The 12,347-nt window shown below is 34.6% G+C and carries 14 protein-coding genes; 3 read left to right on the forward strand and 11 right to left on the reverse strand.

The genetic code is table 11. From position 1 onward, the window contains the following. Positions 1-274: 274 nt before the first annotated feature. The 7 genes from B8977_RS13875 to nusB all read right to left on the reverse strand — a co-directional run bounded on the left by B8977_RS13875 (position 275) and on the right by nusB (position 5,800). Positions 275-862, reverse strand: coding sequence for a hypothetical protein (locus B8977_RS13875; RefSeq protein ID WP_084018750.1), 588 nt, complete (start codon positions 860-862; stop codon positions 275-277). A 98-nt stretch (positions 863-960) separates the two neighbouring features. Further along, a complete protein-coding gene (locus B8977_RS13880; RefSeq protein WP_084018754.1) occupies positions 961-1,656 on the reverse strand; it encodes a response regulator transcription factor in 696 nt (231 codons plus the stop codon). Positions 1,657-1,659: 3 nt separating this feature from the next. Continuing rightward, on the reverse strand, positions 1,660-3,213 hold the full coding sequence (locus B8977_RS13885) for a sensor histidine kinase (RefSeq protein WP_084018758.1): 1,554 nt from the start codon (positions 3,211-3,213) through the stop codon (positions 1,660-1,662). 57 nt (positions 3,214-3,270) lie between these two features. Next, a complete protein-coding gene (coaE, locus tag B8977_RS13890) occupies positions 3,271-3,867 on the reverse strand; it encodes a dephospho-CoA kinase (RefSeq protein WP_084018761.1) in 597 nt (198 codons plus the stop codon). A gap of 81 nt (positions 3,868-3,948) precedes the next feature. Beyond that, a complete protein-coding gene (gene yajC / locus B8977_RS13895) occupies positions 3,949-4,248 on the reverse strand; it encodes a preprotein translocase subunit YajC (protein ID WP_143736535.1) in 300 nt (99 codons plus the stop codon). Positions 4,249-4,284: 36 nt separating this feature from the next. After that, positions 4,285-4,785 carry a DUF1573 domain-containing protein gene (locus tag B8977_RS13900; protein ID WP_084018765.1) on the reverse strand — a complete coding sequence of 167 codons (501 nt, stop codon included), beginning with the start codon at positions 4,783-4,785 and terminating at the stop codon, positions 4,285-4,287. A gap of 100 nt (positions 4,786-4,885) precedes the next feature. Next, the gene (nusB, locus tag B8977_RS13905) at positions 4,886-5,800 is read right to left on the reverse strand and encodes a transcription antitermination factor NusB (protein WP_084018770.1); all 915 of its coding nucleotides are present in this window, start codon (positions 5,798-5,800) and stop codon (positions 4,886-4,888) included. A 117-nt stretch (positions 5,801-5,917) separates the two neighbouring features. Between nusB and B8977_RS13910 the strand changes: the two genes are divergently transcribed. Together B8977_RS13910 and B8977_RS13915 are read left to right on the forward strand one after the other, a co-directional pair. Next, on the forward strand, positions 5,918-7,636 hold the full coding sequence (locus tag B8977_RS13910; protein ID WP_084018773.1) for an ABC transporter ATP-binding protein: 1,719 nt from the start codon (positions 5,918-5,920) through the stop codon (positions 7,634-7,636). A 109-nt stretch (positions 7,637-7,745) separates the two neighbouring features. Further along, positions 7,746-8,126, forward strand: coding sequence for a PUR family DNA/RNA-binding protein (locus B8977_RS13915; protein WP_084018948.1), 381 nt, complete (start codon positions 7,746-7,748; stop codon positions 8,124-8,126). Here B8977_RS13915 and B8977_RS13920 read toward each other — a convergent pair. The 3 genes from B8977_RS13920 to B8977_RS13930 all read right to left on the reverse strand — a co-directional run bounded on the left by B8977_RS13920 (position 8,123) and on the right by B8977_RS13930 (position 10,614). After that, positions 8,123-8,659 carry a hypothetical protein gene (locus B8977_RS13920; RefSeq protein ID WP_084018778.1) on the reverse strand — a complete coding sequence of 179 codons (537 nt, stop codon included), beginning with the start codon at positions 8,657-8,659 and terminating at the stop codon, positions 8,123-8,125. The two genes, B8977_RS13915 and B8977_RS13920, sit on opposite strands and share 4 nt — an antisense overlap. Positions 8,660-8,730: 71 nt before the next feature. Then, a complete protein-coding gene (locus B8977_RS13925; RefSeq protein ID WP_084018951.1) occupies positions 8,731-9,507 on the reverse strand; it encodes a zinc ribbon domain-containing protein in 777 nt (258 codons plus the stop codon). Between the two features lie 12 nt (positions 9,508-9,519). Continuing rightward, positions 9,520-10,614 (reverse strand): Nif3-like dinuclear metal center hexameric protein, encoded by a 1,095-nt coding sequence (locus B8977_RS13930; protein ID WP_084018783.1) that lies wholly within the window; start codon positions 10,612-10,614, stop codon positions 9,520-9,522. Between the two features lie 38 nt (positions 10,615-10,652). Here B8977_RS13930 and B8977_RS13935 point away from each other — a divergent pair, with 38 nt between their 5' ends. After that, positions 10,653-11,204, forward strand: a complete 552-nt coding sequence (locus B8977_RS13935) for a hypothetical protein (protein ID WP_084018788.1) — start codon at positions 10,653-10,655, stop codon at positions 11,202-11,204. 60 nt (positions 11,205-11,264) lie between these two features. Here B8977_RS13935 and B8977_RS13940 read toward each other — a convergent pair whose 3' ends face one another. Further along, positions 11,265-12,341 carry a peptidylprolyl isomerase gene (locus B8977_RS13940; RefSeq protein ID WP_084018793.1) on the reverse strand — a complete coding sequence of 359 codons (1,077 nt, stop codon included), beginning with the start codon at positions 12,339-12,341 and terminating at the stop codon, positions 11,265-11,267. Positions 12,342-12,347 lie beyond the last annotated feature (6 nt).

Raw genomic sequence — 12,347 nt, forward strand, 5'->3', positions numbered from 1 at the left:
GATGGGATTTTTGTAAAAATTTTTATTGAAAGTGATTTACGAGTTTGATTGAACGGAATTTTCTCTGGTAAAGACAGGCGCTGAGGGTGGTCATACTTATATAAAATCAACCGTCTTATTCAAAGACACTATAAGAGAAATCACAATTATGTTAGAAAATAAAAAGGATGAATATAAACTCTATGAGTTAGAAGTTATAAAAGTGAAAGGTTAAATTAATAAAAATGAAATAAATAATCCTTTGCTTCTTTCAGATGCTGAATTAATATTGTGATTAATTATTATTGAATTTTTCTATTGCCTTGATTTCATCAGAATTCATTCGGCGAATAATTAGAGTTTTATTTTCTTTCAAAAGATTCAAAATTTTATAAAAAAAAGTTCCATTTAAAGTATCATTTTTCAAAGCAATTGAAATATTCCCTATCAAAATAACTGAATCGTTACTTATAAATGCACTTTGATTTTTAATCAATAAATCATGTATGTCGTCAGGTTTGAGTACAGTTAAACTATCTAATCGTTTTGCATAATCAATATTTTTACTCTTAACCTCGATTGGAATACCACAACCCCAACCTTGGTTTACTTGTTTTGCTTGATGAAAATACATCTTGTCGGAATCCACAATTAAAATATGCGTAAATCCTCTCACATAATTGGGATTAAGTAATGAGTCTTCTAAAATATATACATTATCTATATTGATAACTCTCATCCCTTTGCTCTCCCAATATCTTTCATATTCTGATAAAATAAATCTGTCTTTGGTTGGGAAATATTTCGTTTCAGAAGATTCTTCTTCTTTTGAGGAGCAATTAATAAGAATAAGAGAAATGATAAAGATAGTAATCGTTTTCATGAACCCTAAATTACAATTATTTCCACAAAAAAATCGGTCGGTTACTCATGATAAGTAAATCGACCGATTTAATACTAATAAATATATGTATTCAAAAATTACTCTGAAATCAGAAGTCTAAATCCTTCTCCATGTATGTTGACGATTTCCACATTAGGGTCGTCTTTTAGATATTTTCTAAGCTTTGCAATGTAAACGTCCATACTTCTCGAAGTGAAATAATTGTCATCATGCCAGATGCGGGTCAAAGCAACTTCACGCGGCATCAAATCATTTCTGTAAACTGCAAGCAAACGCAACAATTCACTTTCTTTCGGAGAAAGCTTGTGAGATTTGCTTCCAATCTGCAATTGACGAAGTTTTGCATTGAATTTGAATTTACCTATTTCAAATTCTTCTTGTTCAAATTTTTCTTCATCGGCTGAATGTCTTTGCAATACAGCTCTTATTTTATAAAGCAATACTTCTGAATCAAATGGTTTAAGGATGTAATCATCTGCTCCAATTTTATAACCGTTGAGTACATCTTCACGCATATTTTTTGCGGTAAGAAAGATGATTGGCTGCTCACTTCTCAGATCTTTGATTTCCTTCCCTAAAGTAAATCCGTCTTTTTTAGGCATCATCACGTCAAGGATACACAAATCGAAGTCCCCGCTTTTGAACTTTGTAAGCCCATCTTCGCCATCTATGGCGTGCGTCACATCGAAGTCATTTATAGCAAGATAATCTTTTAGAACGGCACCGAAACTCGGGTCGTCTTCTACCAAAAGTAATTTTTGTTTATCATTCATGTTCTAGTCATTTTTTATGGGCAGTTTTATATAGAAAGTACTTCCTTTTCCTATTTCGCTTTCTGCATGTACACGCCCTTTGTGTAACTCAGTTATTTTTCTCACATATGCAAGACCCAATCCGTGGCCTTTTACATTGTGAACATTTCCGGTTTCTTCGCGGTAGAATTGGTCAAAAATCTTTTTCAAAACTGATTTTGACATTCCGATTCCCAAGTCTTTCACTTCTATAACGAAGAAATTGTCTTCATTATATGTTTTAACAAAAATTTGTGGATTGTCCTCGGAATATTTCCTCGCATTATCTAAAATATTGTTAATCGTGTTTTCTAAGTGGAAAGGGTCTCCTTCTATCACAGAGCGACTCGCCTGATAATCTTCAAAAATAGTGCCATTTCGGTTATCTACTATGAATCGCATATTGGCAACACTTTTCCTTACCAAATCATTAAGGTCCAATTGCTGGGGGTTGATGTCCATCTGGTTGCGCTCCAGCTTTGCCATTCGCAGTACCATTTCGACCTGAGAATTCATTCGTTTGTTCTCTTGTTTGATCAAATCCGCGTAGTACCTTACCTTTTCATTATCATTTATAATTTTTTCATTTTTCAATGCATCTGAAGCAATATTAATGGTTGCAATCGGTGTTTTGAACTCATGCGTCATATTGTTTATAAAATCAGTTTTGACTTCCGAAATTTTTCGCTGATGCTGCATATAATAGATCGCCAGTGAAAAAACGGAAACGATTATCAAAGTAAAAATTATCGTCAGCATCACAATTGGAATGATGGGCCCTAAAATAGACAATTGTTTATCGGGAAAATAAGTTGCAATCAGGTATTGCGGCTTATCGTCTTTGTCATAAAAAATAGGAATCGTATATTCATGATCACTCAAATCAAATTCTTTGGTCGCCACTTTGGTAAGGGTAGAATCGGAGGATAGTAAAGCAATCTGAGGATGTGACTGAACGCCGCGAACTCTTAATTCCTTCGTGAAAATGGAATCGATTAATTCTATATGAACCCTTTTGTCAATCGGACGATTTCCGGCATCTAATCGCGCTAAACGCTCAATTGTATAGGTGGAATTTTTAAAATTTTCTTCTGTATTTAAACTAAAATTCTGGATGATACTTGCTCCCGAATCTTTCTCAATTTTTACAATTTTTTCCTGCGAATATAAATTTGCCTGAGTTAGGCTGTCATTGTATTCATCAGAAAGCGGAATCGCGGAACGTTCCATCACGTAACGTGTAAGGTACAAATAAGTCGTTCCGGCTGAGTCTTGCACCATTTGTGAAGAAATCACCTGTGGCTTGTCAACCGATTTTTTCTGATCGTTGTGTGCTTGGTCAAATTTTTGGTAATACTGCTGCAATTCTCCCTGATTAATTTTCTCTGCTGTCGCATTCATTGCCTGATAAACACGTCCGTTAAATTCCTCTGTTTGAGAATTGAAGACTTTCTTAGACCAATACATCTGAATGATAACCAGACCAATGAGTGCGATACTCATCAAAACGACCAATATATTGTTGAATCCTTTTTTCATATTTTATAAATACAAATTTAACATTTAAAAAGTGTTAAAATTTCGATTAACATGCATTTAACTTGCGTTGACTTTCTTTAACAGTTTGTTGTACACTTCTTCAAATTCTTCTTTTAATTCTTCCAAACCATCATTATTTTTGATGATAAAATCTGAATTAACAATTCGCAGTTCATCTGTCCATTGATTTTGAATTCGGCTGAGCACTTGTTCGCTAGAAACACCATCACGCTCCATCACTCTTTGGATTCTGGTTTCTTCATTAGCTATTACAGAAATGATATAATCACAATCATTGTAAGATCCACTTTCAAAAAGGATTGCAGCTTCTTTTACAATAAATGGAGCGTTTTGACTTTGAATCCAATTTTTGAAATCTTTGAAAACTTCGGGATGAACGATTTGGTTCAATTGTTCCAATAAATCTTTGTTTTCAAATACTTTGGATGAAATGAATTTCCGATTCAATTCTTCATTCAAATAAGCATCTTCACCAAATAGATCTATCAATTTTCTTCTGATTTCAGAACTTTCATTCATCAATTTTTTGGCTTCATTGTCCGAATTGTAAACAGGAATTCCGGTTTCTGAAAACCATTTGGCAATGGTGCTTTTTCCGGAACCTATTCCGCCTGTAAGTCCTACAATTTTCATGTTGAATTCAATTTTAATTTAAAACAAAAAAAGCCGAAGCATTATACTTCGGCTTACAAATTTACTTATTTAAAGATATGTTTAATCTTTTTTCTCTGCACCTGCAGAATAGCGGGCTGAGCTTAATTCTTTTGAAATGGCATTGCGTTCAAATTTTACTTTTCCCGCGCCTGTTTCTAAAATTACGGTATCGGCATTTAATTCAAAAACTTTACCGTGGATTCCTGAAGTCGTAACTACCCAGTCACCTCTTTTCAGTTCTTCCTGGTACTTTTTTTCTTGTTTTTGACGACGCATTTGCGGACGAATCATGAAGAAATAAAATACTAAAATCATTCCTCCTAACATCAGCATCGTAGATATACCCTGGTCTCCTCCCATTTGTAAAATTATATAGTTATTAAATTAAATTTCTTTTTATTGTGCATTCAACGGGCTCATTGCCGGAGCTTGTTGAGTTGGCGCCTGCTCTCCTGTAGGGATATTTGCCGAAATTGTCAACTTTTCTTCTTTTGCCGCTGTATTTGTTGTCAAAGTAACTGTCTTGGTTTGTTTTCCCTGGAATTTACCTGCGTCAAATGAAACTTTAATAGAATCTGTTGCTCCCGGTGCGATTGGCGTTTTTGGGAATTCAGGCACTGTACATCCGCAAGATCCTTTTCCGTCTTTGATGATCAATGGAGATTTTCCTGTGTTTGTAAATTTGAAATAATGCTCCACTTTTGAACCTGCGGGAATATCTCCAAAATCATATGCACTTTGCTCAAATTGTAATTTTGGAGCAGTTGCAGGATCTACAACTTCACTTGCTTGTGCTTCTTTTTCTGCATCTGTATAAAGGCTTGAGGCTTTGTCTTTTTCGCATGAAACTAGTGCGAAAACCGCTACTAAGCTCATTCCTAATAATGTATTTTTCATCTTATTAATTTTTTGATTTACAAATTTAAAAAAATAAAGCAGAAAGCGACCTTATTTATATCATCTATAAGGTTAATTAATTCTGAAATTGCAAAAATGATCAGAAAGAATTCATTTCTTTCATGGAACGATCGAGAATTCCATTGACAAAAACTTTACTTTTTTCGGTCGAATAAATCTTGGAAAGTTCAATGTATTCGTTCAAAGTCGCTTTTGGCGGGATGTTGTGAAAATATTTGAACTCCGTCAAAGCCATTTGCAAAAGAATCAAATCGAGCATTGCAATTCTGTCGAGTTCCCAGTTTTTTGCTTTTTCTTCGATATTTTTTCTGGTTTCCTGATCGTAACGAATTGTTTTTCTCAGCAAATCAATCACAAATTCTTTGTCGTCATCGTCTTTGTAAACTTTAAACAATTTGATTTTTCCCGTACTTTTTGGTGTGAAAGATTTCAAAGTCGTCATCACCATTGAGTTTGCGATGTACAAATCATCTGCCCAGTGGATGTTTTGTTCTTCCAGCCATTCATGCAAAGATTCATTGGGTGCGATGTGATTTTCATAAATTGTCATCATGAATTCCCTGTCATCATTAAAATTATGATTGGGATTGTTCATATAACTAATGAATTCTTCACTTGCGGTAATTTCTTTGTAAATATTGTTTGGATAAGAATCCAGCAAATCCCAAGACAATTGTTTGTTTTTGGAAGTGTAAGAATTCAATTCTTCATTTTCATCCAAAATTCTGAAAACTTCATTTGACACGAATTTCAGATTGGGGTTCAAATCCTTTTCTGTGGTAAAATTTTTGTTTTTGGCAAGTTCGATTTTATGTTCGGCTATTTCTTTTTGGAAATTAAGAAGATTGAGCAAATAAATATACAAATCATAAATCTGGTCAACGCCTTTGAGCATATTTTTTTCGATGGCTCGCTGGTCAGAATCTTCACCAGAACTTTTCCAGGCATAGATTGCCTGCATTGCTTTTTCACGAAGTTGTCTTCTCCCTAACATAATTTCAATTTATTTTTTCTAATCGTCACGGGCACAAAGGTAAGTAAAAAGCAGTAACTTTGCCACGTGAAATCCCTTCAATCTTTAAATAAATATCTCTGGAAATACAAGTGGAAAATGATAGCCGGATTTGGACTCATCATTCTTTCCAACCTCATTTCCATCTATTCCATTGACTTCGTCGGTAAAGCAATTGATGATATAGAAAAAATCCTTACCGGTTTTGGTACAGGCGAAGTGACAGATATGTCCATCGTAAAACGTGGATTATTATACGCTGCGCTGATGTTTATCGGACTGAAATTACTTTCCGGACTATTGACTGTAGGTGTTCGTTTGATGATCATTGCTACTTCCCGACACATAGAATATGATTTAAAAAATGACATTTATGATCATTACCAAAAACTTTCTCTTTCATTTTACAAAAAAAATAAAACGGGAGATTTAATGAATCGTATCACCGAAGATGTTGCATTTGTTAGACAATACTTAGGGCCCGGAATCATGTATCCAATCAACTTAATTTCAACAGCGACCATCTTACTGGTTTTTATGATTGATATCGATTGGAAATTGACTTTGTACACTTTAGGCCCCTTGCCTATTTTATCATTTTTAATTTACAAAGTTGCATCCACAATTAATAAAAAAAGTAAGTCTGTTCAGGAACAGCAATCCCATATTTCATCTATTGTACAAGATACTTTTTCCGGAATCCGTGTTATAAAGTCATTTAATACGGAAACCACAACTGAAGACAATTACGAAAAGGAGGCTGCCGAATACGAAAAAAGAGCGCTTTCTCTTGCACAGACCGAAGCCTATTTTGGGCCTTTGATGATTTTGATTGTCGGCGTGAGTAATTTGCTGATTTTGTATATGGGAGGAGTCCGTTATTATGAAGGTAAGTTGAGCATCGGTGTAGTTGCGCAATATTTCATGTATCTGAATATGTTGATTTGGCCCTTTACTGCTTTAGGCTGGGTGACCATGTTGGTACAGCGTGCAGAAGCTTCTATGTTTAGGATTAATGAATTTCTGAAAGAAAAACCTGAAATCGAAAATCAAATCGAAAAAGAAACGCCGATTCAGGGAAAAATTGAATTCAGAAATGTAAGTTTCATTTATGAAAATACTGGAATTGAAGCTTTGAAAAATGTTTCATTTACAGTCGAAAAAGGAAAATCCTTGGCAATCATGGGACGAACCGGTTCTGGTAAATCTACGATTGCTTTGCTCCTCGCAAGATTATTGCAACCTTCTTCAGGAGAAATATTCATCGATGACGTTCCTTATGAAAATCTGAATTTGAATTCGCTGCGTGATGCGATTGGATTTGTTCCGCAGGAAGCATTTTTATTTTCTGATACGATTGCACACAATATTTTATTTGGTGTAAATGATTCTGAAAAAGGTCAATCCGATGCCGAAAAATATGCGCAAAAAGCTGCCGTTCACAATAATATTATGGGATTTAAAGAACGTTATGAAACCATTTTAGGTGAGCGCGGCGTCACACTTTCGGGCGGACAAAAACAAAGAATTTCCATTGCGCGGGCATTGATTAAAGAACCTGAAATTTTGGTTTTTGATGATTCTCTTTCTGCTGTGGATACAGAAACGGAAGAAGAAATCCTTCAAAATTTACAAAGTGAACTCAATCAAAAAACGACTTTAATTATCACACACCGCATTTCTTCTGCTAAAAATGCTGATTACATTTTGGTATTGGATAATGGGAGAATTGCTGAATTTGGCAAACATTCTGAACTTGTTTCTAAAGAAGGTGTTTATTTCTCATTGGTTCAAAAACAACTAGTTGAGTTAGATTAAAGCAATTCTGAAGGGAATTTAAATCAAAAAGTTTATCACAAAAATTGCCATTTAAGGTTTTTTTTATAGATTTGTTAGCAAAGTATTAACACTTCTTAATAAATACATGATGAGCGACAATGAAAACTTTGACAGGATGGATGGGGATGGCATCTATTCTAAAGTGTTGAGAGCGGGCCGAAGGACTTATTTTTTTGATGTGAGAGAAACGCGCGCCGGAGACTATTACCTCACAGTTACAGAAAGCAAAAAGAACACAAACGAGGACGGTTCTTTCTTCTACAAAAAACACAAAATCTACCTCTACAAAGAAGACTTTGGAAAATTCCGCGACATCTTGGATGAAATTACAGAATTTGTAGTAAATGAAAAAGGTGAAGAAGTGATTTCAGAACGTCATCAGAAAAATTTCGAAACACCGACAACTGCTAACTCTGAAACAAAAACAGGAACTGAATCTTTTACTGATGTAGATTTTGACGATATTTAATATTGTAATCGCCCTTCAAAATAAGCATTCAGAATTTGTCCGCTGAAAGTTCGTAAACGCACTTCAAAAAAATAGATATCACCGGAATATAATTGTATTCTGACCTGTCCGTCAACAAATGAATTATCGGACACATTAAATCCGTAAGAGGTTATGTTTCCATTGTACAAAATCACATCTTCGTAATAAACTGCGTAGTCTAAAGTTTTGGGAGGTAAAATCATATCATAAATCCCGTCCAATGGTGCGCCAAATGGACGGAAAACCTCCAAGTATAAATATGCATCTGAATGTGCATTGCCATAACCAATGAATTCTTCCGACAAAATCAAAGCCCAAACTTCACCATTCTGAATATTTGTTCTTTTGTAAAAATCCGCATATGTCAAAGGAATCGTAATACCATCAAAAGAAACCCGGCCTTCGTTATGGTAATTTCCACCACCATTTGAAAAATCATCGTCTGAACTGATACATGAAACTGTAAAAACAGCTAAAAGCAAAATGGGTAGAATTCTGAATATTTTTTTCATAGTCAAAAATTTCTGTAAAAAGAAAAACCTTTCAATTGATGAAAGGTTTTTGCTTATGATTTTATAATTTTTTAACCTTTTAACAAGGCTTCAATTTTCTCTTTTTCTTCTTGAGCCAATTCTCCGTCAACCAAGATACGACCACTGTGCTCATCACTGATGATTTTTTTGCGCTGGGCTATATCCATTTGTCTTTGCGGCGGAATAGTGAAGAATGAACCCACAGAAGCATCTCTGTGAACGGGAACTACAGCCAATCCGTTTTTCACATTAGAGCGGATTCTTTTGTAAGCATTCAAAAGTCTTTCGTCCAATGCTAATGAAAATTCTTCTGATTTTTTCAATAAAAATTCTTCTTCCTTTTCAGTTTCTTTTACAATCGCATCCAACTCAGATTTTTTATGACCCAAATGGTTTTTCATACCATCCAATTTAGAAGTAGCTTCTTCTTTCACCTGATTTTTGTGATCGATTTTTGCACCGAATTCTTTGATTCTTTTTTCAGACAATTGGATTTCTAACTCCTGATATTCAACTTCTTTTGATAAAGAATCAAATTCACGGTTATTGCGAACATTGTCTTGTTGCTTCGTGTATTTTTTCATCAAAGCCTCAGAATTTTTGATGGCTTCTTTTTTCAATTTGATTTCAGCATCCAATTCAGCGATTTCTTCGTCGATTTTGCTGATTCTGGTTTCCATCTGTACCACATCATCACTCAAATCTTCAACTTCCAAAGGAAGTTCACCACGTGTGTTTCTGATCTCGTCCAGACGTGAATCAATCAATTGTAAATCGTATAGTGCGCGAAGTTTTTCTTCTACACTTGCTTCTTTTTGTTGAACTATTTTTGCCATATTTTAATTGTAAACAACAGGATTGGTATTAATCTCTGAATTTAGGACTGCAAAATTAGGAAATTTTTCTGATAGATAAGCAGTTAATAAATTTTTAGTGAATTGTTCCGATTCATAATGTCCGATATCTGTAAGCAGAATTTGATTTTCGGCTTCGAAAAAATTATGGTATTTCAAATCAGCCGTTACAAAAACATCTGCTCCTGCCCTTTTTGCATCAGCAATCGCAAAACTTCCCGACCCGCCTAATACTGCGATTCTCTTTACTTTTTTATTTAATAATTTTGAATGACGGATGCATTCGGTATTCATTTTATCTTTTAAATATTTGAAAAATTCTTCTTCTGAAATTTCATTTTCCAATTCGCCGACTATTCCGATTCCGATGGTTTGATTTAAATTTTCCAATGAAAAAATTTCATAAGCAACTTCTTCATAAGGGTGATTTTCTTTTAACGAATTCAAAATCTGACTTTGCAAATGTTTGTTGAAAATTACACTGATTCTGATTTCAGATTCGAAATGCTTTTTACCTATTTCTCCTACAAAAGGATTTGCATTTTCGCCTGCTCGGAAAGTTCCCGTTCCTTCCAAATTGAAACTACAATTGTCATAATCACCTATCGAACCCGCTCCAGCAGAGAAAAGTGCATTTCTAATTTTTTCTGCATTTTCGGTTGGAACATACGTCACCAAATGACGCAAAGTATCTTTTTGAGGAATGAGAATTTTTGTGTTTTTTAAATTTAATTGTTTTGCAATTTGATAATTCACACCCAATTCTGAATTATCCAAAGCGGTATGTGTCGCATAAATGTTGATGTCATTTTTGATGGCAAGCTGTACCACACGCTCTACATAATTTTTCCCGGTAATTTTTTTCATTCCCGAAAAAATGATCGGATGGAAGCTCACAATCAGATTAGCACCTTTTTCGATGGCTTCCTGCACCACTTCTTCCGTTGTGTCAAGCGTTACCAACACTTTTGAAATTTCGGCATTTGTATCACCCACTAACAGTCCTACATTATCAAAATCTTCTGCGTATACAAGCGGTGCGAGTTTTTCGAGTTCGTTTGTGATATCTGAAAGTTTCATTTATTATATTTGTTAGATATGCAATTTATATAATTTTAATGGACAAACTTAAACTACTTTCTTCAATTATCTTTTGTATATTTCTGAATAGTTGTACAATCCAAGGTTTAACCAATGATTATGGAAAATTAACCAATGGACAAAAGTCTTTGATTTTACCTCTTAAAAGCTTTGAAAATTTAGAAAATGGAAAAATCTATTCTTTAAATTCAACGCAATTAAAAGAAGAATTACAGAAACACCCAAAATCAATCGTTTATGTTTTTACAAATGGATGTAAAACAAAACATTGCTTACCTACGAACATTTATAAAAGCTATGCCGAAGCAAACAATTATAAATTATTTTTGGTAATGAATGGTTATGCAAATCTGGATGAAACATTAGATCAAATGGCTGAATTACCATATTATTCTATTGACAATGAATTTTACGGAGTTTCCAATCGAAATAAATACACTACTTACTTTGAAAATGAATTGATGAATTTACCTAAGGATTATAAACACAAAGAATATCTTGGAAACTTATTTTTCTTTGAAAAAGGAGAATTCAAGAATGTTTATATAGAATTACCTAAAGTTAATTGAAATAAAAAAACCTGTCAGGATTTTGAATCAAGACAGGTTTGTAAATTATAATTCAAATAATTAATCCAAAATTTCCATATCGAAATACAAAGTTGCGTTAGGTGGAATTACCCCTCCTGCTCCTTGTGGTCCGTAACCCAAATCCGGAGGAATGATTAAAAATACTTTTGTTCCTTTTTTAAATAAAGTCAAAGCTTCCATCCATCCCTGAATCAAACCTGTGATTCCTACTTGCGCTTCCAATGGTTGGTCTCTGTCAAATGAAGAATCCAATTTTTTACCGTCTGCTAAACGCAAAGTATAATGAACCTGCAGGTTGTCGCCATGTACCGGCATCGCTCCTGTTCCTTCTTTTTCAATTACATATTTCAAGCCCGATTCAGTTGACTGTGCTTTTGCAGTCAAATCTTTCTGACGTTGAATTTCTGTGCTCAATTCGGCTTTTTCCTTTTTTTCTATTTCTTCAATTTTAGCCTTGTGGTTGGCCTGAGCCTGATCAAAAGCTTTTCCCCCATCGTAATTTTTGTATTTATCACCTTTTTTGATGATGTAAACGTGGTTGATAACGATATCTTCTTTCGGACGGTCTTGTGGTCCTTTTTCTACATTTGCTATGGTGTCAATCACTTCAATTCCATCTACAACTTGTCCGAAAATCGTATGGCGACCGTCTAACCAAGGTGTCGGAACTTCCGTGATGAAAAACTGGCTTCCGTTTGTCGCAGGACCTGAATTGGCCATAGACAGAATTCCTTTTTTATCGTGCTTTTTATCTGAAAAAAATTCATCTTCGAAATCATAACCCGGTCCACCCGTACCTTTTCCGTCCGGATCACCGCCCTGAATCATAAAATCTTTGATCACACGGTGAAAAACAATCCCATCGTAGAATGGAGTTCCCAATGGTTTCGCTTCATTTTTTTTGGTTCCCTCAGCCAAACCTACAAAGTTTGCAACGGTAAGCGGCGCATCTTCCTCATAGAGTTCTATGGTCATATTCCCTTTGCTGGTTTCCATTTGGGCGTATAAGCCGTCTTTTAAATTTTTGTATTCTTCTTTACTCATTGATTGTGGTATTTTGACAGAACAGCTTGCCAAAACGGCTGAGACTGTCAGGATTGATATAATTTTCTTCATTTCTAT

The sequence above is a fragment of the Moheibacter sediminis genome, assembly GCF_900176425.1.
Taxonomy (GTDB): domain Bacteria; phylum Bacteroidota; class Bacteroidia; order Flavobacteriales; family Weeksellaceae; genus Moheibacter; species Moheibacter sediminis.